Below are 26,073 nucleotides of genomic sequence, written 5' to 3'. Positions count from 1 at the left end.
CCCACCCGTCTCGATCGCCTTGCGTTGCAAAGCATCTCACCGACCCTTCCCGCAAGGGGGAGGGTCAATGCGCTCAATTCCCCAACGCTTCCTTGATGGCCGCATTGCCGCGCTTGACGGCGTTGTCGAGCGCCTGCTGGGCGGTCTGCTTGCCGGCCAGCATGTTCTCGAACTCCTCGTTCTGGATGTCGCGCACCTGCGGCAGGTTCGGCAAACGAACGCCCTTCGAGTTTTCGGTCGGCGCCTTGCCCATCATCTGCAGGATCGGCGTTTCACGGCCGGGGTTCTTCTCGTAGAAACCCGACTTCTTGGTGGCTTCGTAAGCCGCCAGCGTGACTGGCAGATAGCCCGACTTCTCGTGCAGATACTGCTGCACGTCGGTCTGCGACAAATAGGTGAAGAAGGCCGCGACGCCCTTGTACTGTTCGGGCGTCTTGTTGCCGAAGACCCAGAGGCTGGCGCCGCCAGGCGTGGTGTTCTGCGGGGCGCCGGGCGCATCGCTGTCGTAGGGCAGCTGGCCGATGCCGTAGTTCATGCCCGACTTGACGATGTCGCCGAGGCCGCCGGACGATTCGGTGAAGATGCCGCATTCGCCGGCGAGGAAGATCTGCTTGGCTTCCGAAGTGCGGCCGCCATATTTGAAGGTGCCGTCCTTGGCGAGATCGGCCAAGGCCTGGAAGTGGTTCACATAGAGCGGCGCGTTGATCTTGAGCTCGACGTCACCGCCGGCGAGACCGTTTTCCTGGGTCGCCCAAGGAACGTTGTTCCAGGCGGCGAAGTTCTCGAGATGAATCCATGTGAGCCAGGTCGAGGTATAACCGCAGGGAGCGGCGCCGCTCGTTTTGATTTTCTTGGCCGCGTCCCAGACCTCGTTCCAGGTCTTGGGCGGGTTGTTCACGTCGAGCCCGGCCTTCTGAAAGATATCCTTGTTGTAGTAGAGGATCGGCGAGGATGAGTTGTAGGGGAAGGACAGCATCGTGCCGTCGGGCTTCGAATAGTAAGCAACGATGCCGGGCAGATACGCGGCCTTGTCGAACTTGGCGCCGGCTTCGGTGAGCACATCGGCAACCGGCTTCACCGCGCCTTCAGCGGCCATCATGACGCCGGTGCCGACGTCGAAAACCTGCATGATCTCAGGCGCCTGGCCGGCGCGGAACGCGGCGATGCCGGCGTTCAGCGTCTCGGGGTAAGTTCCCTTGAAAACCGGCATGAGCTCGTATTCGCTCTGGCTGGCGTTGAAGTCCTTGGCGATCTTGTTGACGACCTCGGCGTTGGCGCCTGTCATGGCGTGCCACCAGCTGATCTGGGTGGCGGCGAAAGCCGATGTCGTTGAAAAAAGGGTCAGCGCGGCCAGTGAGGCCGCAAAGCCATGAAATTTCATGTTTCACTCCCATATGTCGTTGGCGGAAAGGGACCGCGGCAGGGAGTATGGGTCGAATATGACAGCCCGACAACGGTTTTGTTGCACAGGTGTGAATTTTCACACCTTTTTCATATCGGTTTCGTTTGAATTGCCAAAAATGGCCTGATCTTTCGGGTTGTAAACGATGCGCGGTAACAGCGAATTGCTTCGCTGGCTATCGATGAGACCCTGTCCATGAAGATGAGAGCGACGGAAAACGGTTCTCAGAGACCGGTCGCGGCATCCACCAGCGCGCGTGCATCCTGTCCCGCCCACTCCGCTGGACCGTTCATATAAGCGATCAGACAGCCTTCGGAGTCGACCAGCATGGTGACCGGCAAGCCCAGCGCCAGCCCTCGCGTCTTGACGTCGTTGAACAGCTTCAGCGTCGGGTCGCGGTAAAAAGCGAGGTTGGATACTGCGATGTCGGACAGGAATTTCTTCGGCTTCGCATCGTCGCCGGTGTCGACATTGACTGCGACGACTTCGAACCTGTCACCGCCCTTGTCCTTCTGCAGGGCATCGAGCGCCGGCATCTCGGCGCGGCAGGGCGCGCACCATGTCGCCCACAAATTGACCAGCAGTATTTTGCCGGCGCGGTCGGCCAAGCTCATCGGCTTGCCGTCGGGATCGTTGAAAGCCAGCGTTTTCAGCGATTGCTGCGGCGATGCCGGCAGAAGCGCCGCGACGTGACCGGTCGCGGCATCCGATATTTTCCTGGATTCGTCGGCCTTGGCGGCACAGACCTTGTCGTCAGCGCTATCGCCGACAGCCACCTGTGTGGCTGCATTTCCAGGAGCATTGTTGCCAGAGCCGCTCTCCCTGACATATACCGCGACCGCACCGGCCAGTACGCCCGCCACCAGGGCGACAAGGATGAGGCGTGACGCCGGGAAGAAACGATTACCGTCTGCCATTTTCGAATGCTCCGGGAAACGGGTTATAGCGATGAGCGACAAGAAGGCCAGCAACCAGATGTGGGGCGGACGTTTTGCCTCGGGTCCGGCCGCGATCATGGAGGCGATCAACGCCTCAATCGGCTTCGACCGCAAGCTCTATGCGCAGGACATACGCGGCTCCATCGCCCATAGCGAAATGCTGGCGCAGACGGGCATTGTTTCGGCGGACGATCAACAGAAAATCGCTCACGGGCTGAACACGATTTTGGCAGAGATCGAGTCCGGAAAATTCGCTTTTTCGACCCGGCTTGAAGACATCCACATGAATGTCGAGGCGCGGCTGGCCGAGCTGATCGGTCCGGCGGCGGGGCGGCTGCACACGGCGCGCTCGCGCAACGATCAGGTTGCGGTCGATTTCCGGCTGTGGGTGAAGGACGAGTTCAACCGGGTGGCCGTGGCCCTCAAGGGGTTGATCGAGACGCTGCTGACCAGAGCCGAAGAGCACGCCGCGACCGTGATGCCGGGTTTCACCCATCTGCAGACGGCTCAGCCGGTCACCTTCGGCCATCACTGCATGGCCTATGTCGAAATGTTTGCGCGCGACCTTTCCAGGGTGCGCGACGCGCTGGAGCGCATGGACGAAAGCCCGCTTGGCGCGGCGGCTCTGGCCGGCACCGGATTCCCGGTTGACCGGCACCAGACCGCCAAGGCGCTGGGCTTCCGCGAACCGACGCGCAATTCTCTCGACAGCGTTTCCGACCGCGACTACGCGCTGGAATTCCTGTCGGTCGCGGCGATAACCGCGACGCATCTTTCGCGGCTTGCGGAGGAGATCGTCATCTGGTCGACGCCGCAATTCGGCTTCGTCAGGTTGTCCGATAGCTATTCGACCGGCTCGTCGATCATGCCGCAGAAGAAGAACCCGGACGCCGCCGAACTGGTGCGCGCCAAGACCGGTCGCGTCAACGGCCATCTGGTCGGACTGCTGACGGTGATGAAGGGGCTGCCGCTGACCTATTCAAAGGACATGCAGGAAGACAAGGAAGCAGTCTTCGACGCCGCCGAGACGCTCGACCTGATGCTGGCGGCGATGACGGGCATGATCGGCGACCTTACTGTCAATGTGGCGGCGATGAAGAAGGCCGCCGGCTCCGGTTATTCCACGGCCACCGATCTGGCCGACTGGCTGGTGCGGACTCTGAACATGCCGTTTCGCGAGGCGCACCACGTCACCGGCAGGGCGGTGGCGCTGGCCGAGGAGAAGAAGGTCGGGCTGGAGAAGCTGTCGCTGGACGATCTGCGCTCAATCCATCACGGCATCACCGATGACGTATTTACAGTGCTTTCGGTACAGAATTCGGTGAAGAGCCGGACCTCTTTCGGCGGCACCGCGCCGGCCGAGGTCAGGCGGCAGATACGCTATTGGAAGAAGCGCTTGCCGAAGGCATGATGCCGGGGTGCAAACCGGAAAAAACTCGGTTAAAAGCGGCAGGCAATCAGCTCGGACGGATGATCAGATGACCGCAGGCAGGATGTTGACGACCTTGGCGCTTGTCGCCGTGATGGCCACCGTGGCCGCCTGCGGCCGCAAGGCGGGGCTCGACACGCCCTACGAGGCGGCGGTCGATGCGCGCAAGGCAGCGGAGAAGGCCAAGCAACCGCTGCCGCCGGAGCCAGAAAAACCGGACACCAACAAGCCGTTCTTCCTCGACAAGCTCATCCAGTAAGCTCCGGACCGCCCTACAGTGAACCATTTCGAGTACCGCGACGGCGTCCTGCACGCCGAAGATGTCGCCATACCGGCCATCGCCGCGCAGGTCGGTACGCCGTTCTACTGCTATTCGACGGCGACGCTGACCCGGCATTTCCGCGTGTTTTCTGAAGCGTTAGCCGGGCTCGATTCACTGGTTTGCTACGCGCTGAAGGCCAATTCGAACCAGGCGGTGCTGAAGACGCTGGCGAAGCTCGGCGCCGGCGCCGACGTGGTTTCCGAAGGCGAGTTGCGGCGCGCGCTGGCCGCCGGAATTCCGGCTGACAGGATCGTCTTTTCCGGCGTCGGCAAGACTGCCGGCGAGATGGATTTCGCGCTGGCCGCCGGCATATTGTGCTTCAACGTCGAATCCGAACCGGAGCTTGATCTGCTTTCGGCGCGCGCGACGGCGGCGGGCAAGCTCGCCCGGGTGTCGATCCGCATCAACCCCGACGTCGACGCCAAGACGCACAAGAAGATTTCCACCGGCAAGGCCGAGAACAAGTTCGGTATTCCGTGGCAGCGAGCGCGCCACGTCTTTGCCCGCGCCGCCGAACTGCCGGGCGTGCGGCCGGTCGGCATCGATACCCATATCGGCAGCCAGATCGTCGATCTGCAGCCATTCGACGACGCCTTCGCGCTGATGGCGGAGTTGGTCGGCTCGCTGCGGGCCGACGGCCATACGGTCGAGCATGTCGATCTGGGCGGCGGTCTCGGCATTCCCTACAGAAGCGACAACAATCCGCCGCCGCTGCCGGACGCCTATGCAGCCATCGTGCACAAGCACTTCGCCAGGCTGGGCGTGAAGGTGCTGTTCGAACCGGGCCGACTGATCGTCGGCAATGCCGGCATTCTGGTTTCCGAAGTCATCTATGTGAAGGAAGGCGAGGCAAAAAACTTCCTGATCGTCGACGCGGCGATGAACGACCTCATCCGGCCGACGCTTTACGACGCGTTCCACGACATCTTCCCGGTGGTCCAGGCTGCGGATACTTCGCCGCGCCTGCGCGTCGACGTGGTCGGCCAGGTTTGCGAGACGGGCGATTTCCTCGGCCATGACCGTGACCTGCCGCGGATGAAGGCCGGCGACCTTATCGCGGTCGGCACCGCAGGCGCCTATGGCGCGGTGCAGTCCAGCGCCTACAATTCCCGGCAGATCGTGCCGGAAGTGCTGGTCGACGGCGACCGCTTCGCCGTGGTGCGGGCGCGTCCGACCTATGACGAACTGATCGGGCTGGACATCATTCCCGACTGGCTCTGAGCGCTCCGACGCTTTTCCAAACGATCTCCGAGCAGCAAGTTCACGTTTTCGGGAGCCTGCCTCGCCTTTGCCGTGTTTGCTGCTATTCTTGGGACTGTGAGGCCGCGCCATTCCGGCCGGCCCCGGAAGGGCCGATGACAGAGCGACCCGCGACAAATCCCGACGGAAGCCTTTCGGCACGGCTGGCCGCCAGCCGGTTGTTCACGCGCGCCGCCATGGTGGTCGAACGCGTCTGGCCGCTCGTCCTGCCGCTGCTGCTCGTCGTGGCATTGTTCCTGAGCGCTGCATGGCTGGGGCTGTTCGCACTGCTGCCGGACCTGGCGCGCCTCGCGCTTGCCGGGATTTTCGTGCTGGCCGCGCTGACCGCGCTTTATCCCTTGCGGTTCTTCCGCTGGCCGTTGGCGGTCGAAGTAGACCGCCGCATCGAGGCCGCGAACGCGCTGCTGCACAGCCCGGTGCTGGTGCAGAGCGACCGTCCGAGCGGCCGCGATACCGGTTTCTCACAAGCCCTTTGGCGCGAACACCAGAAACGCATGGCCGCCCGCCTAGGGTCGGTCGGAGCGGATCTGCCACGCACCAGCATACCGGAGCGCGACCCTTGGGGGCTGCGCGCGCTCGTCGCGCTGGTGCTGGTCGCCGCCTTCGCCTTTTCGTTTGGCCCGCTCGGCGGCAGCATTAGCGATCCCTTCGTGCAACGCGCCTCCGTGGATGCCGTGCCGGCGCGGATCGACGCCTGGGTTACGCCGCCGCCCTACACCGGCAAGGCCCCGATCTTCCTGACCGCCGAAGCCAACCAGGCTGCTCAGGCTTTCACGGTGCCGCAGGGCAGCGACGTCTCGCTGCGCGTGACTGGCGGCAATGGTGACGAGGGGCTGAGCTATACGGAAGCCGACGGCAATGTCCGGGCCATCGCCGCCGAAGCGCCGAAGGATGACCAGAAGACCGACAGCGCCGGTTCGCCAATGGCTGCTCCGCTGCTGTTCTCCGGCAAGCTGTCGAAGGACGGCATGCTGGTTCTGAAATCCGGCGAGGATGAGCTGAAGCGCTGGAGCTTCGCCGTGCAGGCGGACACCGGGCCGACAATCCGCTTCGTCGGCGAGCCGAAACGCGCCGTCAACGGCTCGCTGGAACTCAATTACCAGATCGAGGACGATTACGGCGCGGCGTCGGCCAAGACGGATTTCGCGCTGGCCGAGCCGCAGGCGCCGAATGCGCGCCCGCTCTACGGCCCGCCGGAAATGCCGCTGTCGCTGCCGCGCCGCAACGCCAAGAACAACGCCGCCAAGACCACCAAGGACATGATGGAGCATGTCTGGGCCGGCGCGCCGGTCAAGATAACGCTGCAAGCGGTCGATGCCGCCGGCCAGGTGGCCCGCAGCGAAACCAAGACGCTGGTGATGCCGGAACGGCCGTTCACCAATCCGCTGGCTCGCGCCGTGATCGAGGATCGCCGGCTGCTGGCGCTTGACGCCAACGCCAAGCCGCGCGTGATCGACCTGATGGACGCGATCACGCTGCGGCCGGAAGACACGTTCAGCAACCTGGCGCACTATCTTGCCATCATGAGCGCGCGCAGCCGCCTCAAGCAGGCCGAGAGCGACGACCAGCTCCGCGATGTCGTCTCCTATCTTTGGGAAGTAGCGCTGGGTATCGAGGAAGGCGATTTCTCGGCAGCGGAAAAGAAGCTCCGGCAGGCGCAGCAGGCGTTGAAAGATGCGTTGAAGAACGGCGCCAGCGAAGAGGAAATCAGCAAACTGATGCAGGAACTGCGTCAGGCGATGAACGATTTCCTGCGTGAGTTCGCGGAGAAGAACCGCAACAACAAGAACGCGGCCCAGCCGCCGCAGGATGCGCAGGAGCTTACCCAGAACGATCTCGAACGGATGATGGACCAGATCGAGAACCTGGCCAAATCCGGCGATCGCGACCAAGCGCAGGAGCTGCTCTCGCAGCTCGAGAACATGATGAACAATCTGCAGGCCGGCCGTCAGCAACAGCAGGGCCAGCAGAACAGCGAGATGCGCCAGCAGATGGACAAGCTGGGCGAGATCATGCGGCGCCAGCAGGAGATGATGAACGAGACGTTTCGCATGGACCAGATGCAGCGCGGCCAGAACGGCGAGCAGCAGATGGACGGCGACGGCGAGCAGCAGCAGGGCCAAGGCCAGCAGGGGCAGAACGGCAAGCCCCAAAATGGCCAACCAATGACGCCGGAGGAATTCGCCGAGGCCTTGAAGCAGCTGCAGCAGGGCCAAGGGCAACTGCAGAGCGAGCTGGAGCAGCTCAAGAAAGGCCTTCAGGGGCTGGGCATCGAGCCGAATGAAGGGTTTGGCCAGGCGGGCCGGTCCATGGGCGAGGCAGAGCAGTCGCTCGGCCAGGGCGAAGGCGAGGGCGCCGTCGGCCATCAGGGCCGGGCGCTGGAAGCGCTGCGCCAGGGCGCCAAGGACATGATGCAGCAGCTTCAGGCCATGCAGGGCGACGAAGGCGGCAGCGAGCAGGGCGGGCGTCAGCAGAACGCCGACCGCGATCCGCTTGGCCGGCCGCGCACCACAGACGGTCCGGACCGTGGCGATTCGGTGAAGGTGCCGGATGAAATCGACGCGCAGCGGGCGCGCCAGATTCTGGAAGCCATCCGCAAGCGGCTCGGCAATGCGCTCAGCCCCGATGTCGAGCGCAGCTATCTCGAGCGCCTGCTGGAACTCAAATAACCGGCGCCAAACGCGCACGAAAATTCTGAGCACGGACACGATGCCGAAATTAGGAGCCGTCACCCCTATCCTGCGCATGTTCGACATCGCGAAGGCGCGCGAGTTCTATCTCGATTTTCTTGGCTTCGAGGTGCAGTGGGAGCATCGCTTCGACGACAACGCGCCGCTCTACATGGCGGTTTCCCGCGACGATTGCGTTCTGCATCTGAGCGAGCATCACGGCGACGCATCGCCCGGATCGGCCGTGCGCATCCGGGTGGAAAACATCGCCGCGTTTCATCGTGAACTGACCGACAAGAAATACCGCTTCGCCCGCCCCGGCCTCGAAAGCCCGCCCTGGGGGACGAAGGAGGTTTCCGTGGGTGACCCCTTCGGCAACCGCCTGCATTTCTACGAGGAAGCCGGCAGTCCGCCCGAGGCGTGACCGCAGGCTGCTTGTCAGCTCAGAACGCGGCTGACCCGGTCGCGGATTTCGGCGAGGGTGAAGGGCTTCTGCACGACGTCGAGAATGATGCCGTTCAGCTCCTCGGCGCGCTCGCGCTGGTCGGCATAGCCGGTCATCAGCATCATCTTCATCGCGGGGAAAGCCTGCGCGGCTGTCATCGCCATCTCGATGCCGTCCATTTCCGGCATACGGATATCCGAGACGACGAGATCGTATCCGCCATTGGCGGCGCGGATAGAAGCCAGTCCTTGCGCGCCGTCTGCGGCCACATCGATGGAGTGCCCGGCGCGTTCGAGCGCGCGGGCTGCGAGAATACGGACGGATTCATCGTCCTCGACGATCAACAATTTTGCCATGGCGCGGATATTCGCGGCGAGTCGTTAAACTTTTACTGAGAGGCGGCAATGAAAGCGGTTCAGGGTTGGGCATCGCCCCGCACAACCCCGACAAACGGAAGCTCGCGAAAGGCGTGCGCGACGTCCATGCCGTAGCCAACGACGAAATAATCGGGGCAGTCGAAGCCGACATAATCGGCGTTGAGCGCTGTCTGACGGCGCATGCGCTTGTCCAGCAGCACGGCGATGGAGCAACTTTTTGCGCCGCGTGAAAGCATCAGGTCCTGCGCGAAGGTCAGCGTCTTGCCCGATTCCAGAATGTCGTCGATCAAAAGCACGTCGCGTCCGGCGACATCATTGTCGATGTCGCGCAGGACCTTCACCTCACCTGACGTGGTGCCGGCGCCATAGCTTGAAATGAAGATGAACTCGACCTCCGGCGACAGGCCGACATCGTGCATGGCGCGGATGAGATCGGCTGCGAAGACGAACGAACCCTTCAGCACAGAGATGACGAGCAGGTCGTGATAATCGTGGCCGGCGATGTCCTTGGCCAGTTCCAGATTGCGCCGGGCTATCGCCGACGCCGAAAAAAGCACTTCGATATCCTTGTCGCGGACGACTGGCATTCGGGCTCCCGACAATCCGTTTATCGTGCGAACGCCACGGAGACGTTCTTTACTCCATTCTTAGGCACCTCCAGCCGGCTGGAAAAGGCGAATCTTTCCCCCGATGCGAGCAAGCGGCCCGATGTGCCCAGACGGTAACGGGTGATGGTGCCGTCCTTTCCGGTGACGTGGATTTCGAGCGGCGGCAGGGCCGAGGCCTCCGCACCGTCGTTTCCGGCCTCGCCATCGACGAAAAGCACGGGGTTTGCGCCGGATGTATCCACCCGTGACGTGATCGAGGTGAGGTTGAGGACCGCTGGCGGGTCCTGCGCCAGCGAGGCGGCCGCGCCGCGCAACAGCACATGGCCGCCGGAAATCCAGAAAGCGGCGAAGACGGCGCAGGCGCCGGCCGTCCAGAAGATCGGTCCGCCGCGTCGGCCCGGTGTGGGTGGCGCGGATGCCGCATCGGGTTTGCGCAGCATGTCCATTCCCTGCGCGGCGGCAATATTGTCAGCGGACGCGGAAAGGCCATCGGGTCCGTTTCGCGGATTATCGCGGCGGCCGAAGCGCGGCAGCACTTCGTAGTCCGCATCGACGACGTCCCCTGCCGCGGCCGGTGGAACATATGCCGCTGCCGCAGGCGGATCCTTCAACGCCGTCATGATTTCGCCGGAAACCGGGCGTGCGCTCTGCCTGTCAGCCATGCTGGCCCTTTTCGTTCTCCGTTTCTTTTGCGTAAACCGTAATGGTTAACGCTTCACCACCGAGGCCTGTTTGACGACCCGAAAACCGGATACCCTTAATCGTTCGTTAACCATGGCGGCCGATGGTCGTTTCGAAGAAATGGGCAGCTTTCTGCTCTTTAGAATTGATCCTAGAATTTCAGGCCGCCGAACGTGATCCGCTTCGAAAATGTCGGCCTCCGTTATGGCATGGGTCCGGAAATCCTCCGCGACATCTCCCTGCAGATACCGGAGCGCTCATTCCAGTTCCTCAGCGGTCCCTCCGGCGCCGGCAAGACGACATTGCTGCGCCTTCTGTTCATGTCGCTGAAGCCGACGCGCGGCCTGATCACCGTATTCGGCAAGGACAGGTCGCGCATCACACGGGCCGAACTGCCCTATCTCAGGCGGCGCATCGGCGTCGTGTTCCAGGATTTCCGCCTGCTCGACCACATGACGACATACGAAAATGTCGCCCTGCCGCTGCGGGTGCGCGGGCGCGAGGAATCCAGCTACCGCACGGACGTGACCGAACTGCTGAAATGGGTGGGGCTGGGCGAGCGCATGCATGTGCTGCCGCCGGTTCTTTCCGGCGGCGAAAAGCAGCGCACGGCAATAGCCCGCGCCCTGATCGAGCAGCCGGAAATCCTGCTGGCCGACGAACCGACCGGCAATGTCGATCCACAGCTCGCCCGCCGGCTGCTGCGGCTGTTCATAGAATTGAACCGGCTGGGAACGGCGGTGGTGATCGCCACCCACGATCTCGGCCTGATGGAGCAGGTGGACGCGCGCCGCCTCATCCTCGCTGACGGCAGGCTCGACATCTATGACTGAGCTTTTTACCGAACCGCTTGAAGATGAAGCCGCCGGCAATGCCGAGCCGCAGCCCCGTATGCAGCGCCGTACGGCGCCCATCGTACCGGAGCAGAACATTGCCGGGCGGGCGCTGGTCAGCGTCATCGCCATCATGACATTTCTGTCGTGCCTGGCTTTCGGCGCAGTGACGCTGGTGCGCGACACGGCCTCGGTGTGGGAAAACCAGATTTCCCGCGAGGCGACGATCCAGATAAAGCCGGCGGACGGGCTGGACATGGACAAGGCGCTCGGCGAAGCGGCGCAACTGGCCAGCCGTATGCCGGGCGTGACTGGAACACGGATCATCGACCGCGAGGCGACTGCCCGGCTGCTCGAACCGTGGCTGGGAACCGGGCTGAACATCGACGAACTGCCCGTTCCGCGATTGGTGATCGTCACCATCGACCAGGCAAATCCACCGAACTTCGATGCGCTGCGCACGGCCCTTGCCAGCAAGATTCCCGGCGCGGCGCTCGACGATCACCGCACCTGGGTGGATCGTCTGGTCGCCATGGCCCGCACGACGGTAACGATCGGCGTGGCCGTGCTTGCCCTGATGCTGGTCGCCACGGTGCTGACAGTGGTTTTCGCGACGCGCGGCGCCATGGCCGGCAACGGCCATATCATCGAAGTGCTGCATTTCGTCGGCGCCGAAGCGCGTTTCATCGCGCGCCAGTTCCGGCGCCATTTCCTCGTCACCGGCATGAAAGGCGCCGCCGCGGGCGGAGCCGCGGCCGTCATGGTGTTCGTGGTCTTTTCCTGGTGGGCCTCGCGCAACCTGGCGACGCCGCAGGCGGACCAGGCCGCGGCGCTGTTCGGAAATTTCGCCATCGGCTCGGCCGGGTATCTCGGCGTCATCCTCATGGTCGGTCTGATCGGCGTGCTGACGGCTGCGACGTCGCATGTCACTGTCGTCGCCTATCTGAGCGACCTTGATGTCCGCCAGACGGACGGAGGCTAGCACCATGCTGTGGAGATCACGAACGGAAAGACAATTTAACGGAAAATGCGCGTGGACACTACCAACGGCTGTGTTCCAGGACATATCTTGAGATGATGAACGGGCGCGAATCGATCGGGACGGTTGACGCGGCCTCAATGGCGAGGGCGACGCCTCGGCCGTTGCGGTTATGGCCGGTCGTACGCGCCGTCCTTTTTGGATGCATGGCCGGGGTTTTGGCGTTTGCAATCGGTTTCGGCTGGTTCGCCAACCATGTCAGCCGCCTCGTTACTCCAGCCAATCCCCAGAAGGCGGATGCGATCATCGTCCTGACCGGCGGGCAATCGCGGCTTGATGCCGGCATGAACCTGCTCGCCATGGGCAAGGGCGAACGCCTGCTGATCTCAGGGGTGCACCCGTCCGCAAGCCGCCGCCAGCTACAGAAAGCGACGGGCGGAGACAGGCGGTTGTTCTCCTGCTGCGTCGACATCGACCGCGCCGCGCTGGACACGATCGGCAATGCCGAGGAAAGCGCCAAATGGGTCGAGACCCACGCCTATGGCAGCGTCATCCTGGTCACCAACAACTACCACATGCCGCGCACTCTGCTGGAGATGGGACGGCTCTTGCGCCACGCCAAGCTGGAGCCGTATCCGGTGGTCAACTCCAACCTCGACAACGGCGAATGGCTGACCAAGCCGGAAGCGCTGCGGGTGCTGTTCACCGAATACAACAAATACCTCGTCGCGCTGGCGCGGGGCGTGCTGCCGCTCAAGCCGACGGCGGATGGCGTGGCCATCGCCGGGATGCAGACTGACCTTCACTAATCCGCCGTCTTTGCCATCCTACGGTCGTGTGAGCCTTTCCATTTGCCATGCGCTTGGTGTACGACGCCACAGTCTCACCATGGCACCCGGCATGCTCCAAATTCGCTCCCTGGCCTTCAACTTCGTCTTCTACGTCAATCTGATCGTTCAGATGATCGTCTGGACGCCGTACTATTTCCTGTCGCCGCGCAGCTGGGCCTGGTTCGTACCGAAATTCTGGTCGCGCACCTCACTGTGGCTCTACGAGAAGGTCGCCAGGACGAAAAGCGATATCACCGGCATGGAGAACCTGCCGGAAGGGTCGTTCATCCTGGCTCCAAAACACCAGTCGTTCTGGGACGCGATCGCCTTCTTCCCCTATCTCGACGACCCGCTCTATATCCTCAAGCGCGAGCTGACGTGGATACCTTTCTTCGGCTGGTACATTCTCAAGATGCGGATGATCCCGGTCCATCGCGGCAGCCGTTCGCGGGCGCTGAAGGCGGTCGTCTCGGCGACGAGGCAAGAAATGGCGCGCAATCCGCGTCAGCTCATCATCTATCCCGAGGGGACGCGCCGCGCACCGGGAGACGAGGCGGCCTACAAATACGGCATCGTCGAGCTTTATGCGCAGCTTGGCGTGCCGGTTGTGCCGGTTGCGCATGTTGCCGGCCTCTACTGGCCACGCCGCAAGTTCCTGCGTTATCCGGGCACCATCAAGGCGCGGTTCCTGCCCGCCATCCCCGCCGGGCTGGACAAGGAAGAATTCATGAACCGGCTGATTTCCGAAACGGAAGCCGCCTGCGACGCGCTGCTTCTGGAGGCCGCCGAAGAGCCTAATGCACCGCCAATGCCGCCAACCGCACTCAAGCGGCTGGCGGAACTGCGTGGAGCCAAAGCAAGCCGAGACGCTTAGGCGCTGGCCGAATCCAGCGCCTCGATATCGGCCGCATCAAGTTCCAGAGACGCGGCTTTCACCAGGCTCTCCACCTGTTCGACGCTGGTGGCGCTGGCAATCGGGGCGGTGACGCCGGGCCGTGCGATGATCCAGGCAAGCGCCACTTCCGCGGGTGCGGCCTTGCGGCGCTTCGCAACGGCGTCCAGGGCTGCCAGGATGCGCATGCCGCGTGCGTCGAGATAGCGCTTCACGCCGCCGCCGCGCACGCTCTTGCCGAGATCGGCGGCGGTTCGGTATTTGCCGCTGAGGAAGCCGCTGGCGAGGCTGTAATAGGTGATGACGCCGAGGTCCTCTTTCATGCAGAGGTCGCGCAGCGCGCCGTCATACGAAGCGCGGTCGTAGAGGTTGTATTCGGGCTGCAGCACCTCATAGCGCGGTAAATCCCTCAATCTGGCCACGTCGAGCGCGGCCCTCAACTGGCTGGCATCGAGGTTCGAGGCGCCGATGTGGCGAACCTTGCCCTTCTCGATGAGCTTCTGATAGGCCCCGAGCGTTTCCTCATGGGGAACGGTAGGATCAGGCCAATGGGAAAGATAAAGGTCGATGACATCGGTCTGCAGGCGCTTGAGCGAGGCCTCGACGGCTTTTTCGATGTAGGATGCGGACAGGTCCTTCTTGCCCTGTCCCATGTCGGATCCAACCTTTGTGATGACCACGATGCTGTCGCGGTTGGCCCGGCTTTTCATCCATTTGCCGATGATGGCTTCGGATTCGCCGCCCTTGTTGCCGGATACCCAGCGGGAATAGGCATCGGCGGTATCGATAGTGTTGAGCCCGGCGTCGACGAAGCGATCCAGAAGTTCGAACGACGTTTTCTCGTCGGCGGTCCAGCCGAAGACGTTGCCGCCGAAAACCAGCGGCGCGATTTCAAGGTCCGTGCGACCGAGTCGACGTTTCTGCACGATAAATCTCCTGTCGGGGAATCATTCCGCCCAGCCAGAACCTAGGTTCTGCCGACGAAAGTTCAAAGACATCGAGCCGGTTTCGTCGCCGAACCGATCACGATTTGGCGAGCCGCGCGGCGACGGCCTCCAGCCAGTGGTCGCGGATTCCCAAAGCTTGCAGATGTTCGATGGTCGAGAAAAGATAGTCTTCGTTGCGGCCGGATTTTCCGGCCGACCCGCCGACGAAGGATGCCGCCTCGGCCTCGTCCAGAGCACCTGCATATTGCTTGTGACCCCTGTCGACGACATAGGCGGTGGCCTCGACCGTTGCACCCGTCTCGAGCCGCACGGCCAGCCGGCGTTCGAGATAGACGCTGGTGACCAGTTCGCGTTCGCGCAGATACGCCATGACTTCGCCGTGCAGGTCGCCGGGCACGCGAAAGGCCAGCCCGACGCAGGACCCGCCGCGGTCGAGCCCCAGGACAAGCCCCGGCCTTTCCGGCGTGCCGCGATGGACATAGGAATAGACGCAGAGCGAACGTCGGTAGCCGAAGAGCCGGGCGCGCTGCGTTTCGACATGGGCAAAGCCGGGCCGCCAGATCAGCGAGCCGTAGCCAAAAACCCAAAAATCGCCCATATGCCCGAGCCTGTGACAGAATGGATGTTACCGAATCGGGAGATCGCCCGAGCGGAGCCGAAAGCCAACGGGTTAAAGAGAGCCGCAGCATGACGTCAAGTGAAGAGCATCGGCCCAGACGCCGCCGCGGCCTCGTATGGCTGGTGCTGGCGCTGGCCGTCCTGTTCGGCCTCTACAGCGCCGGCTGGTTCTGGGCGGCGGACAAGGTGAGGACGGAAACCGCGCGTTCCATCGCCGCGCTGGAAGCGGACGGCATCGAGGCCGATTGCGTCAACCTGCAGGTCGGCGGCTTCCCGCTGCGCTTTTCTGTCACCTGCGACAGCCTCGCCTATCAGGACGACGGCAGAAATGTGGCGGCCTCGGCCGGCGGACTCAATGCTTCGGCCAGCCTGGCGAATTTCTTTCTCCCCAATGTCGAGCTTGCCGGGCCTTTGCGGACGACGGCGCCTGGAATGCCGCCGCTTTGGCTCGACTGGGACAGGTTACAGGTCAAGTCGAAGCTGTCCTGGCCGCTCACCGGTGAACTGGCGGCATCAGCCGAGGGCTTGTCTGGCCAGACCGACCCGGAGGAGGGAGAGCCTGTCTCGCTGTTCAGCGCCACCGCGGCGGAAGCCCAGGTGCAGCCGAACGGAGAGGATCTCGACTATATGGGTTCCTTCAACGGCCTGCAGATCGATCCCGCGGCCATCGAGGGCCGTGAGTTGCCGCCGCTCGACGGCAGCGCCGACGCCACGATCAAGAACGGGCTCGCCGCGCTGCGCAGCAAGGTCCGCAGCCTCAGAGGTCAGTCGGCCGAGTTCCGCAACCTCGAACTGTCCTCTGGCGAAGCGCGGATCACCGTCGCCGGACCGGTTTCGATCGATGCCGAGGGGCTGATCGACGCCAATCTGACGATCAAGCTCAGCAATCCGAACGCGGTCGCGGACATCATCGCCAGGGCGATGCCGGAAAGGGATAGCGAAATCCGGCAGGGGTTCGCGGCGCTCGCCATGCTGGGCAACCAGACGTCGATGCCGCTCAAGGTTGTGAAGGGCAAGGCCTCGCTGGGCTTCATTCCGCTCGGACGGATCAAGCCGGTGGAGTAGGCAGTCGGCAGATCGGCAGTGGGCAGTCGGATTTCGATTGCCGACTGCCTATTGCCGACTGCCGCCTGGATGCTCCACCGCCTGGCGGCCGAAATCAGGGGCATCGATGTCCTGCCCGGCCTCGATGATCGAACGGCGGACGGCGCGGGTGCGGGTGAACAGGTCGAACAGCTTCTCGCCGTCGCCCCAGCGGATCGCCCGTTGCAGCGAGGCGAGGTCTTCCGAAAACCGCGCCAGCATCTCCAGGATCGCGTCCTTGTTATGCAGGCAGACGTCGCGCCACATGGTCGGGTCGGAGGCGGCGAGGCGGGTGAAGTCGCGGAAGCCGGACGCCGAATATTTGATGACCTCGGATTTGGTCACCGATTCCAGATCGTCGGCGGTGCCGACGATGTTGTAGGCGATGATGTGCGGCAAATGCGAGACGATCGCCAGCGTCATGTCGTGGTGCTGGGGGTCCATCGTGTCGATGTTGGAGCCGCAGCGGCGCCAGAATTCCGACAGTTTTTCCAGCGCGGCGGGATCGGTATCGGGCAGCGGCGTGAAGATGCACCAGCGGTTTTCGAACAGCTCGGCGAAGCCGGCATCGGGGCCGGATTTTTCCGTACCCGCCAGCGGGTGGCCGGGGATGAAATGCACGCCCGGCGGCACATGCGGCTGCATCTGGGCGATGACCGAGCCCTTGGTCGAGCCGACATCGGTGAGGATGGCTCCCCTTTTCAAGCTGGGTGCAATCTCTTGCGCAACCTGGCCGGAGGAGCCGACCGGAACCGAGACGATCACCAGATCGGCATCGCGCACGGCCTGTTGTGCGTCGGTGGTGTAGCCGTCGCCCAGGCCAAGCTCCTCGGCCCGCTTCAGCGTGGCTTCGCTGCGCGTCGAGATGGCGAGGTGGCCGGCGAGATGTTCGCGGCGGATGACCCGCGCCAGCGAAGAGCCGATGAGGCCGATGCCGACCAGCGCGATCTTGTTAAAAAGCGGTTCGGACATGGTCTCAGCTTTTCAGGAATGCGGAAAGCGCGGCCACGACGCCGCGGTTCGCTTCTTCGGTGCCGATGGTCATGCGCAACGCATTGGGGAAGCCGTAGCCGGCGACACGGCGCAGGATGAAGCCGCGTGCCGTCAGATAATCGTCGGCCTTTGCCGCCGAATGCGCCGCGTCGTCGGGAAAATGGATCAGGATGAAGTTGCAGACGCTGGGCGTCACGCGCAGGCCGATCTGCGTCAGTTCCACCGTCAGCCAATCCAGCCATTCGCCGTTATGCGCGACGCTTTTCTCGACATGAGCGCGGTCTCGCATCGCGGCGGCGCCTGCCTCGATGGCCATGGCGTTGACGTTGAATGGATCACGCACCCGCTCGACGGCGGCGACGATGGAGGCAGGCGCGTAGCACCAGCCGATGCGAGCGCCGCCGAGGCCGTGAACCTTCGAGAAGGTGCGGGTCATGACGACATTCTCGTTGCCGGCGACCAGTTCGACGCCCGCCTCATAGTCGTTACGACGGACAAATTCGGCGTAGGCCGCGTCCAGCACCAGAAGGACGTTCTTCGGAAGTCCCGCGTGCAGGCGGCGCACTTCCTCGAACGGCAGGTAGGTGCCGGTCGGGTTGTTCGGATTGGCGAGGAAGATGATCCTGGTGCGCGGGGTGACAGCCGCCAATATGGCGTCGACGTCGGTCCGCTCGTCCTTCTCCTTGGCGACTACGGCCGTCGCCCCGGTGCTCCGGATGTAAATCGGGTAGGCGAGGAAACCGTGCTCGCTGTAGATGCCCTCGTCGCCGGGCTCGAGATAAATGCGGGCCAGAAGCGCGAGGATTTCGTCGGAGCCATTGAAGGCGAGCACGTTGGCGAGGTTCAGCCCATGCGTGTCGGCGATCGCCTGCCTGAGTTTCAGGGACGAGCCGTCGGGATAGCGCTCAAGCCGTCCGGCCACGTCGCGGGCGGCCTCGATGGCTTTTTCGGAAGCGCCGAGCGGATTCTCGTTCGACGACAGTTTGTGCAGCTTCACGCCCGTCGGCGCGGTGCTCTTGCCCGGCACATAGGCGTCAATGTCCATGATCCCCGCGCGCGGGGTGGGGCGTATCTTTTCCTGTGCCTGATCCATCGCAAGTATCCGTTCAGGGCTCCATGCCGGGGCCGCAGCGGGAATACAGGCGGGCGGGTTCAATGTCGAGAGCGATGGCTCCTGCGGCGGCCGGTGAGAATCATTGACGTCAAGTCACACCGGTTCTAAATAGGAGCAGTCCCGTGGTGATTTGGCCGGTCGGCTTGCAGCCACGTAAAAAAAATCGCTAAAGGACCGTGGAGCACAAAATCCTCTGGGGCCGGTCGCGATTTCGCCGCCGGTCTTTTTGTTGGAGTGCCCGCTCATGCCGATCAAAATCCCCAATCAGCTTCCCGCCCGGGAAGTGTTGACGCATGAAGGCGTCTCCGTCATGGACGAGAAGACGGCGCTGCGTCAGGATATAAGGCCCCTGCAGATCGGCCTGTTGAACCTGATGCCCAACAAGGTTCGCACCGAGACGCAGATCGCCCGGCTGATCGGCGCCAGCCCGCTGCAGGTGGAACTGACGCTGGTGCGCATCGGCAACCACAAGGCCAGGAACACTTCGGCGGATCATCTCATCAGCTTCTACCAGACCTGGGACGAGGTGAAGCACCGCAAGTTCGACGGCTTCATCGTCACCGGCGCGCCGATCGAACTGCTGCCCTTCGAGGACGTGACCTACTGGGACGAGCTGACGCGCATTTTCGACTGGACGACAACGAACGTCCTTTCGTCGTTCTTCATCTGTTGGGGCGCCATGGCCGCCGCCTGGCATTTCCACGGTATCCCGAAGCACACGCTGGCAAAGAAGGCCTTCGGTGTTTACCGGCATCACAACCACGCGCCGGCCTCACCTTATCTGGCCGGGTTTTCCGACGATTTCGCCATTCCGGTCTCGCGCTGGACGGAAGTGCGCGGCGCCGACCTTCCAGCCGGAAGGGGCATCGATCTTTTGATGGATTCGGAGGAGACCGGCCCCTGCATGCTCGCCGAGAAGGCAGGCAACCGGCTCTATATGTTCAACCACATCGAGTACGACTCCACCTCGCTCAAGGAGGAATACGACCGCGACGTGGCGGCCGGTGTCGAGATCGCGGTGCCGCATGAGTATTATCCAAGTGACAATCCGACCAACCCGCCGCTCAACCGCTGGCGCTCGCATGCCCATCTTCTGTTCGGCAACTGGATCAACCAGGTTTACCAGATGACGCCGTACGACATCGACGATATTGGCGCTGAATCTGATTCGGCGGTCGCCTAGCCAATACCCTCGAACCGTATTGGGGGTGTTTTCTATCTTTTACGCTTCTTGACCGTTTTGGGCGGCGGCTCGATGGCGCCCGGACGGACATGCGGCGGTTTCAGCGCCGGACCCGCCGTGTCCCTGACGATATCCAGCGTTCTCGGAAAGAATTCGTAGTTGCGCTGGCTGCGCCCGATGTTGACGACTGCCGATCTGGGCAGGTTCCTGTCGATGGCGGCGAGCAGCTGCTTCGTCTGGGTGCCGTCGAACGTATCCAGCGCCTCGTCAATGATGACCCATGCCGGTTTATGCAGGACAAGCCGGGCGAAGGCGAGGAGGCGTTGCTCGTCGTCGCTCAGTTCGTGTTCCCAGCGGGCGCTGCGGTCGAGCCAGGCGGAAAGCCGGTCGAGACCGACCGCGGCCAGCGCCTTCTTCATCGCCGCGTCGTCGATCTTTTCGGCCTTGCCGGACCGGTTCAGCACTTCGCGCAGGGTACCGGGTGAAAAATAGGGCGTGCGGGAAATGAACATCGGCGTTTCCCCGGCGGGCAGGCCGATGCGCCCCTTGCCCCATGGCCACAGGCCGGCCACGGTGCGGAACAGCAGCGTCTTGCCCGAGCCGGGATCGCCGGTGACCAGCACGCGCTCGCCGGCCTCGATGCGGGTCTTCGGCTCGTTCAGCCTGATGCAGCCGGTCGGCGCGACGATTTCGAGCCCGTCGAAGGTCAGCGCGTCGTCCTTGTTCGCCACGATCTCGATGCGCTCTTCATCGCCATACAGGCTGTCTGTCTCGGTAAGCGCCATACGGAAATCGGCGACGCGCATCAGCGTCGCGCGCCAGTCGGCGATGCCGCCAATGTTGTTGACGAACCAGCGCAGCGAGGAATGCACCTGGTTGAAGGCGCCGACCGCCATCATCAGCCCGCCGAAGCTCAGATCGCCGGCGAAATAGACCGGCGAGGCGACCAGTATCGGCGCCACGACGGTGATCCAGCCATAGGTGTCGGTGACCCAGCCGAGATTGATCTGCGCGCCGTAGATGCGCAGCATCGCAGCCAGGACCGCGCCAAGGTCGGTTTCCAGCCGCCGCTTCTCGTCGGCCTCGCCGCGGGCGAGCGCGATGGCGTCGATGTGTTCGTTGACCCGCACCATGGAGTGGCGCAGTTCGGCCTCGCGCGCATAGCGGTCGCTGTTGAGCTGAATGAGCGGCCGCCCGACCAGCCAGCTGATCAGCGAGGCGAGACCGGCATACAGGAACGCTGCCCAGACCATATAGCCGGGAATGGCGATCGTGCGGTCGCCGATGTGGAAGGCGAAACCGGAAGACAGCGTCCACAGGACGCCGACGAAGGAGGCGAGCAGGATGCAGGCCTGCAGCAAGCCGACGCCGAGATCGGTGGTCAGATCGGAAAGATGGCCGGCGTCCTGCTGCATCCGCTGGTCGGGATTGACGCCGATGACGCCCGCATGGGTCAGGCGGAAGGCGCGGTTCGGCCGCATCCATTGGTCGATCAGGTCGAGCGTCAGCGTTTCGCGCAAGCGAAGCCGCAGCCGCTGGTTCAGCCATTGCTGGGCGATGTTGAGCAGCAAAAGGCCGCCGGCGATCATGGCGAAGACCATCAGCTGATGCAGGAAGCCCTGCAGGTCGCGCCGCTGGATGGCGTCGTAGAAGGGCTGGTTCCAGCGGTTGAGCAGGATTTGTCCGAACGACGTGGCGATGATGACGGCGAAGATGCCCGCCGCCGCCCAGTAAAGCGGCTTGCGCACCGGTGACGCCGCCAGCGCCTGCCGGACGGCGGAAACCTGTTCGCGCAGGCTGCTGGCCTCGACCGCCACGCTGTTTTCGTCGCTCATTTCAGCCTTGGCTCCGGCATGCTGCGTGCTTGCGGCCCTGACGCCCCATGCCGGTGGCGCCCTGCGGCGACAACACCGGTACGAAGACGCGCCGGGAGGCGCGCTGCGCCACGGGCACGCCCTGATAGAGCCGTTTCTGAGCCTCGACGACGATGACGCCGGAGAAGATCGGCCAGGCGCGGCGGCCCATGCGCTCCAGAACGCCCTGGAAGCGCATCATGAAGCGGCGTTGGGACGGCGGGAAATAGAGCGCGTCCGACCAGGCGGCGGGCGTGAAGTTGGCGTCGCGCAGCAGTTCGGTGAGCTGGCCGCGTGAAAACGGCCTGCCGGTACCGAACGGCGTGTGTTCGAAACGCGCCCAGACGCCGCGTCGGTTCGGCACGACGATGACGACGCGCCCGGCCGGCGACAGCACGCGCCAGATTTCGTTGAGCGTCTCACGCGGGTTTTCGGCGTGCTCCAGGGAGTGGACGAGCAGCATTCGATCGATCGAGGCGTCAACCAGCGGCAGTTCCTCGTCGAAGACCAGCGCGGTCGCCACCGGCCCGGTCGCCGGCCATACCACGGCGCCCTGCGTCGCCGGCATGAAGGCCAGCGCGCGTTCGGCATCGGCGCCGAAGCGCTCGAGCCAGGGCAGGGTGTAGCCGAGACCGACCAGCCGCTCGTTCGGCACATTCGCCCAGATCGAGGACAGCGCCATGGTGATCGAGCGCTCGGCAAGACTGCCGAGCGGGCTCGCATAGAAGGAACGGAGATCGACAATGTCCGAATGCATGCGGCGGACGCTAACCCATGATGCGGCAAAGTTGAATGACCTTGGCCTTATAAGGCGAAGACGGGATGACAGCGGGCGTGGCGCGCCCTATCTCTGCGGCAGAAAAAGGAGAAAAAGACGATGGCGATCCAGGTCGAGCAGTTCATGTGCCGCAGCGACAATTTCGGCGTGCTTGTGCACGATTCCGAGACCGGCGAGACGGCGCTGATCGATGCGCCGGAAGAGGCGCCGATCCTGGCGGCCATCGAGCGCACCGGCTGGACACCGGGGCTGATCCTGACGACGCATCACCATGCGGACCATGTCGAGGCCAATCTCGCGCTGAAGGATCGCTTTGGCCTCAAGATCATCGGGCCGCGGGCGGAGCAGGAGAAGATTCCCGGCATTGACGACACGGTCGTCGAGGGATCGACACTTGCCTTCGGCAATGAGGAGGTCGAGGTGATCGAGACGCCGGGCCACACCGCCGGCCACGTATCCTATTATTTCCCGCAGTCGAAGGTGGTTTTCACCGCCGACACGCTGTTTGCACTGGGCTGCGGCAGGCTTTTCGAAAAGCCGCCCGAGGTCATGTACGAATCGCTGAAGAAGCTCTCCGAACTGCCGCCGGATACCGTCGTCTATTGCGGTCATGAATATACGCTGGCCAACGCGCGCTTTGCCCTCACCATCGATCCCGGCAATGTGCTTTTGCAGGAACGCGTCAAGAAGATCGAGGCGCTGCGGGCAGAGGACCGGCCGACGCTGCCGACGACGATCGGCGAAGAACTGGCGACCAATCCGTTTCTGCGCTGGGCCGATCCGGCCATCCGCAAGAACCTCGGCATGGAAGATGCTTCGAACGACGAGGTGTTCGCTGAGATCCGAAAGCGCAAGGACAATTTCTGAGTTCGGGCTTTAAGCCAGGACAAAAGCCAGAACGATCGCCAACTGGGCGCCATAGTAGGTGATCCACACGGCGCGGCGCATCAGCGGGCGGTAGGACGCCTGCGGGCGGGCGACGAACTTTTCCCATGCCAGCATGGCGTCGGACGCCATGAACAGGAGCGCGCCGCAGACGACCAGCGGCAAGCGCATGGTGAGCGCCGCCAGCGCCATCGCCAGAAGCGCAACCATATAGGTCGCCACCGGCGGACGCAGATCGCTGCCCACCGGCCGCCATAGCACGAAAAGCATGGCCACGGCGAAAAGGACGAGCAGCAATGCCAGCGCGGCCCGCCAGGGCTCGCCGGCAAGCAGCCCCAGGCCTTCGCCATTGCCGAGGAACAGCACGATATAGGCGAGATGGGCGGCCAGGAAGCTGACCAGCCCGGCCATGAAGGGCAGTTCGCCGTCGCGCGACAGGAATGCATCGCCCGCCGCGCTGAGCAGCAGCGCCAGGAGCAGCAGCCACGGCGCGTCCTGCGTGATGGCGAGGCCGGCCAGGAGCAGGATCGACAGGGTCTTCACCGCGGTGCGGGACAATGTCGGTCCCATATCGACCGTGAGCAGGTAGATTATGGCCGCCGCGACCGAGAATAGCAGCGTTGCGTTGGGAGTGGCCTCAATCCCTCCGGGGAACAGCATCAGGCGCTTGCTCCGGTTTGAGCCGAGGCGCGGTGGCGAAACAGAAGCGATTTTGCCGCCAGCACGGCGCCGCCGGTGATGAGCAGGCAGGCAGCGAGAATGCGCAGGGACGGCTCGGCGAAGCCGGTGGCGATCAGCACCAGCGTCGACAGCAAGGGCGCGGCATAGCTTGCCGCCCCGAGCACCTGGATGTTGCCGCGCTTGACGCCGATATCCCAGGCATAGAAGGCGGCGCCGACCGGCATCAGGCCGAGGCCAAGCACGGCCAGCCATTGCCCCGGCGTCGCCGGCAGCACGGTCTGCTCAAGCGCAAGATGGCAAAACAGCGACAGGATCGCCGTGGCGGCGCAGAACCAGGTGACGATTGTGGTCGGCACCGATGGAAACCGGCGCGACAGCAGCGAATAGGCGGACCATAAAAGCGCGCATACCGCGGCCATGGCATATCCAAAGGCGTAGTTGGCCTCGAAGGAAAGGCCACTGCCCTTGGTGACGATCAGGACAGTGCCGGCCAGCCCCAGCAGCGCGCCGGCGACATGGTTCCAGGCCAGCCGCTCGCCCGGCATCAGCGCCGATCCCAGAACGATCAGCAGCGGCCAGAGATAGGCGATGAGACTGGCTTCGACCGCCGGTGCGTTCCGCAGAGCGGTGAAGTAGAAGAAATGATAGCCGAACAGACCGGCAATGCCGATCAGCCAGACCTGAGGCGGGATTTTCACCGGCCGGTCAGGACGAGCCATGAACAGCCGCGCGGCCAGCCCGACGCAGGTGCCGATGGCGAAGGTCATCGCCGACAGCAGGAAGGGCGGCACCGAACCGGACGCGTCGGTGAGAAGCGCCAGCAGCGCCCACATGGCGACTGCCGAGAAGCCGATCAATGTCGCGCGCCCCATATCTCCCCCAAGATATTCGCCGGGCTTTCCCGACGGCGCCGCAGTGCGCCTATTTCGTCACTTCAAAACGCCTTGCGCGGATGGTGATGGTGCCAATCTGGGTTCCGACGGTGGCGTAGATGGGCGCATATACGCCGGTTTGCCCCAGAGGCGCAAACGTCACCATGATGCGGCTTTTGTTGCGCAGGAATTCCAGCGCCTTGCGGCCCTTGCGGTAACCCGACACCGGTTCGAAGCGCATGGAGCAGGTGACGGTCGGCCCCTCATAGCCCTGGACGGAAATGGAGCCGGTGGAATCATGCGTCAGCTTCAAATTGGCGCGCATTTCGCTGTCGTAGAGCTTTACCGTGCGGCCGCAGACCTTTTCCAGGCTTTCGGCGCTGATGACGGTGGCGGTAATCGGATCGACCACCCCCTTGAGGTCCGCGGCGCCGATCGGCAGCCAGTCGCTGCCGCGCTTCTTCGGCTTCGGCGTCACCTCGGTACTGACGACATTGCCGCCCTGGAAGCGGACGTCGATGGTGGATGCCTTCTTGCCCGATGTATAGGAGCTGTGGAACCGGCTCGGCCTGATATCGTCGCCCTCGATGCGGCCGGACGAGCTGATCGAACCCTTGGTATCGTCGAACAGGCGCGCCAGCCCGGAGGCCGAAAAGGCGCCCTTCACCGAATAGGCGCCGTCCTTGAACGTACTGTTGAAGGTGGAGCTTGCCACCGGCAGACCGAGGAAGGTGATCGAATAATCGCCGGTGAACGAATAGTCGCCTTGCTTGCCTGTCGCCGGCACCGTGACCACGAGCGCCGCGAGAAGGAGGTTCGCCAGCCCTGCCATGCCCGGATTTCCTTATCTTTCCGCAAGCCGCAGGGGATTGCGATATGTCCCATCGCCTTGTTTCAACCGGCCAAATCCGGCATTAATGTGGATACGCAGGCCTTTGCAGCGCGCCGCGCGGCATTCGCCGGCTTGACGCCTTGGCCAAATGCCCCTATGGAACGCCAACTTTTCCATGGGCCGCTTCAGGAAGACCGCGCGCCGACCGGCGCGGGCACGAAGTTTGGTTCGACAGTTATTGAAGGTTAGCATCATGTCACGCGCCTGCGAACTCACCGGCAAAGCCGTTCTGACCGGCAACAATGTGAGCCACGCCAACAACAAGACCAAGCGTCGCTTCCTGCCGAATCTCGTCAATGTGACGCTGATCTCGGAAGCGCTGAACCAGAATGTGCGCCTGCGTATCTCCGCCAACGCGCTGCGTTCGGTCGAGCATCGCGGCGGTCTCGACGCTTTCCTGGCCAAGGCCGACGTGGCCGAGCTGTCGCAGAAGGCGCGCCTGCTGAAGAAGCAGATCGCCAAGAAGCAGGCTGACCAGCCGGCCGAGCAGCCGGCAGCCTGATCCGTTC

General features: G+C 63.5%; 27 protein-coding genes and 1 riboswitch. Of the genes, 13 read left to right on the top strand and 14 right to left on the bottom strand.

The window, feature by feature from the left end; translation table 11 throughout:
• Positions 1–73: 73 nt before the first annotated feature.
• Together ugpB and ASD44_RS12385 are read right to left on the bottom strand one after the other, a co-directional pair.
• A complete protein-coding gene (gene ugpB, locus ASD44_RS12390; RefSeq protein ID WP_056112323.1) occupies positions 74–1,381 on the bottom strand; it encodes a sn-glycerol-3-phosphate ABC transporter substrate-binding protein UgpB in 1,308 nt (435 codons plus the stop codon).
• 245 nt (positions 1,382–1,626) lie between these two features.
• On the bottom strand, positions 1,627–2,319 hold the full coding sequence (locus tag ASD44_RS12385; RefSeq protein WP_056112319.1) for a TlpA disulfide reductase family protein: 693 nt from the start codon (positions 2,317–2,319) through the stop codon (positions 1,627–1,629).
• A gap of 31 nt (positions 2,320–2,350) precedes the next feature.
• On the opposite strand from ASD44_RS12385, the gene argH reads away from it, so the two are divergent.
• The 5 genes from argH (at position 2,351) to ASD44_RS12360 (ending at position 8,444) form a co-directional block, all read left to right on the top strand.
• Positions 2,351–3,751 (top strand): argininosuccinate lyase, encoded by a 1,401-nt coding sequence (argH, locus tag ASD44_RS12380; protein WP_056112316.1) that lies wholly within the window; start codon positions 2,351–2,353, stop codon positions 3,749–3,751.
• 67 nt (positions 3,752–3,818) lie between these two features.
• Complete coding sequence (locus ASD44_RS12375) at positions 3,819–4,028, top strand: hypothetical protein (RefSeq protein WP_056112313.1); 210 nt, start codon at positions 3,819–3,821, stop codon at positions 4,026–4,028.
• A gap of 18 nt (positions 4,029–4,046) precedes the next feature.
• Positions 4,047–5,312, top strand: a complete 1,266-nt coding sequence (lysA, locus tag ASD44_RS12370) for a diaminopimelate decarboxylase (RefSeq protein ID WP_056112310.1) — start codon at positions 4,047–4,049, stop codon at positions 5,310–5,312.
• Between the two features lie 134 nt (positions 5,313–5,446).
• Positions 5,447–8,020, top strand: a complete 2,574-nt coding sequence (locus ASD44_RS12365; RefSeq protein WP_056112306.1) for a TIGR02302 family protein — start codon at positions 5,447–5,449, stop codon at positions 8,018–8,020.
• A gap of 40 nt (positions 8,021–8,060) precedes the next feature.
• Complete coding sequence (locus ASD44_RS12360; protein WP_056112302.1) at positions 8,061–8,444, top strand: glyoxalase superfamily protein; 384 nt, start codon at positions 8,061–8,063, stop codon at positions 8,442–8,444.
• A 14-nt stretch (positions 8,445–8,458) separates the two neighbouring features.
• On the opposite strand, the gene ASD44_RS12355 is transcribed toward ASD44_RS12360, so the two are convergent.
• From ASD44_RS12355 to ASD44_RS12345, 3 genes are read right to left on the bottom strand one after another with little or no spacing between them, the layout of a single operon-like run.
• A complete protein-coding gene (locus ASD44_RS12355) occupies positions 8,459–8,821 on the bottom strand; it encodes a response regulator (protein ID WP_056112298.1) in 363 nt (120 codons plus the stop codon).
• Positions 8,822–8,880: 59 nt separating this feature from the next.
• Positions 8,881–9,429: a hypoxanthine phosphoribosyltransferase gene (hpt, locus tag ASD44_RS12350; RefSeq protein WP_056112295.1), complete on the bottom strand. Its 549-nt coding sequence runs from the start codon at positions 9,427–9,429 to the stop codon at positions 8,881–8,883.
• A gap of 20 nt (positions 9,430–9,449) precedes the next feature.
• Positions 9,450–10,112, bottom strand: a complete 663-nt coding sequence (locus ASD44_RS12345) for a hypothetical protein (protein WP_056112293.1) — start codon at positions 10,110–10,112, stop codon at positions 9,450–9,452.
• A gap of 192 nt (positions 10,113–10,304) precedes the next feature.
• On the opposite strand from ASD44_RS12345, the gene ftsE reads away from it, so the two are divergent.
• From ftsE to ASD44_RS12325, 4 genes are all read left to right on the top strand, one after another.
• Complete coding sequence (gene ftsE, locus ASD44_RS12340; RefSeq protein WP_056112290.1) at positions 10,305–10,964, top strand: cell division ATP-binding protein FtsE; 660 nt, start codon at positions 10,305–10,307, stop codon at positions 10,962–10,964.
• Positions 10,957–11,946, top strand: a complete 990-nt coding sequence (locus tag ASD44_RS12335; RefSeq protein WP_056112287.1) for an ABC transporter permease — start codon at positions 10,957–10,959, stop codon at positions 11,944–11,946. Before ftsE ends, ASD44_RS12335 begins: the two co-directional genes overlap by 8 nt.
• 203 nt (positions 11,947–12,149) lie before the next feature.
• Positions 12,150–12,752: a YdcF family protein gene (locus tag ASD44_RS12330; protein ID WP_244478767.1), complete on the top strand. Its 603-nt coding sequence runs from the start codon at positions 12,150–12,152 to the stop codon at positions 12,750–12,752.
• Between the two features lie 91 nt (positions 12,753–12,843).
• Positions 12,844–13,647: a 1-acyl-sn-glycerol-3-phosphate acyltransferase gene (locus ASD44_RS12325; RefSeq protein WP_056116048.1), complete on the top strand. Its 804-nt coding sequence runs from the start codon at positions 12,844–12,846 to the stop codon at positions 13,645–13,647.
• Here ASD44_RS12325 and ASD44_RS12320 read toward each other — a convergent pair.
• Entirely contained in the window at positions 13,644–14,591 is a 948-nt protein-coding gene (locus ASD44_RS12320; protein WP_056112281.1) for an aldo/keto reductase, read from the bottom strand. The two genes, ASD44_RS12325 and ASD44_RS12320, sit on opposite strands and share 4 nt — an antisense overlap.
• A gap of 97 nt (positions 14,592–14,688) precedes the next feature.
• Positions 14,689–15,210, bottom strand: a complete 522-nt coding sequence (locus ASD44_RS12315) for a gamma-glutamylcyclotransferase (RefSeq protein ID WP_056112280.1) — start codon at positions 15,208–15,210, stop codon at positions 14,689–14,691.
• 89 nt (positions 15,211–15,299) lie between these two features.
• On the opposite strand from ASD44_RS12315, the gene ASD44_RS12310 reads away from it, so the two are divergent.
• The gene (locus ASD44_RS12310) at positions 15,300–16,295 is read left to right on the top strand and encodes a DUF2125 domain-containing protein (protein ID WP_056112277.1); all 996 of its coding nucleotides are present in this window, start codon (positions 15,300–15,302) and stop codon (positions 16,293–16,295) included.
• A 48-nt stretch (positions 16,296–16,343) separates the two neighbouring features.
• On the opposite strand, the gene ASD44_RS12305 is transcribed toward ASD44_RS12310, so the two are convergent.
• Both ASD44_RS12305 and hisC read right to left on the bottom strand, forming a co-directional pair.
• A complete protein-coding gene (locus ASD44_RS12305) occupies positions 16,344–17,285 on the bottom strand; it encodes a prephenate/arogenate dehydrogenase family protein (protein WP_056112274.1) in 942 nt (313 codons plus the stop codon).
• Positions 17,286–17,289: 4 nt separating this feature from the next.
• A complete protein-coding gene (hisC, locus tag ASD44_RS12300) occupies positions 17,290–18,399 on the bottom strand; it encodes a histidinol-phosphate transaminase (protein ID WP_056112271.1) in 1,110 nt (369 codons plus the stop codon).
• A 133-nt stretch (positions 18,400–18,532) separates the two neighbouring features.
• Positions 18,533–18,610, top strand: a riboswitch (SAM riboswitch).
• A 54-nt stretch (positions 18,611–18,664) separates the two neighbouring features.
• Here hisC and metA point away from each other — a divergent pair.
• Positions 18,665–19,603, top strand: a complete 939-nt coding sequence (gene metA, locus ASD44_RS12295; protein ID WP_056112269.1) for a homoserine O-succinyltransferase — start codon at positions 18,665–18,667, stop codon at positions 19,601–19,603.
• A 32-nt stretch (positions 19,604–19,635) separates the two neighbouring features.
• On the opposite strand, the gene ASD44_RS12290 is transcribed toward metA, so the two are convergent.
• Entirely contained in the window at positions 19,636–21,438 is a 1,803-nt protein-coding gene (locus tag ASD44_RS12290; RefSeq protein ID WP_056112267.1) for an ABC transporter ATP-binding protein/permease, read from the bottom strand.
• A 1-nt stretch (position 21,439) separates the two neighbouring features.
• Positions 21,440–22,213 carry a class I SAM-dependent methyltransferase gene (locus ASD44_RS12285; protein ID WP_056112264.1) on the bottom strand — a complete coding sequence of 258 codons (774 nt, stop codon included), beginning with the start codon at positions 22,211–22,213 and terminating at the stop codon, positions 21,440–21,442.
• A gap of 120 nt (positions 22,214–22,333) precedes the next feature.
• On the opposite strand from ASD44_RS12285, the gene gloB reads away from it, so the two are divergent.
• A complete protein-coding gene (gene gloB / locus ASD44_RS12280; RefSeq protein WP_056112261.1) occupies positions 22,334–23,101 on the top strand; it encodes a hydroxyacylglutathione hydrolase in 768 nt (255 codons plus the stop codon).
• 9 nt (positions 23,102–23,110) lie between these two features.
• Here gloB and ASD44_RS12275 read toward each other — a convergent pair whose 3' ends face one another.
• From ASD44_RS12275 to ASD44_RS12265, 3 genes are read right to left on the bottom strand one after another with little or no spacing between them, the layout of a single operon-like run.
• On the bottom strand, positions 23,111–23,779 hold the full coding sequence (locus ASD44_RS12275) for a lysoplasmalogenase (protein WP_056112258.1): 669 nt from the start codon (positions 23,777–23,779) through the stop codon (positions 23,111–23,113).
• On the bottom strand, positions 23,779–24,672 hold the full coding sequence (locus ASD44_RS12270) for an EamA family transporter (protein WP_056112254.1): 894 nt from the start codon (positions 24,670–24,672) through the stop codon (positions 23,779–23,781). Before ASD44_RS12270 ends, ASD44_RS12275 begins: the two co-directional genes overlap by 1 nt.
• 49 nt (positions 24,673–24,721) lie before the next feature.
• Positions 24,722–25,504 (bottom strand): DUF3108 domain-containing protein, encoded by a 783-nt coding sequence (locus ASD44_RS12265; RefSeq protein WP_056112251.1) that lies wholly within the window; start codon positions 25,502–25,504, stop codon positions 24,722–24,724.
• 253 nt (positions 25,505–25,757) lie between these two features.
• On the opposite strand from ASD44_RS12265, the gene rpmB reads away from it, so the two are divergent.
• The gene (gene rpmB, locus ASD44_RS12260; protein ID WP_056112247.1) at positions 25,758–26,066 is read left to right on the top strand and encodes a 50S ribosomal protein L28; all 309 of its coding nucleotides are present in this window, start codon (positions 25,758–25,760) and stop codon (positions 26,064–26,066) included.
• Positions 26,067–26,073: the final 7 nt, after the last annotated feature.

It is taken from the genome of Mesorhizobium sp. Root554 (assembly GCF_001427025.1).
Taxonomy (GTDB): domain Bacteria; phylum Pseudomonadota; class Alphaproteobacteria; order Rhizobiales; family Rhizobiaceae; genus Mesorhizobium.
The sequence above is the reverse complement of the archived record's forward strand: the minus strand, read 5'-3'. Positions and strand labels throughout refer to the sequence as shown.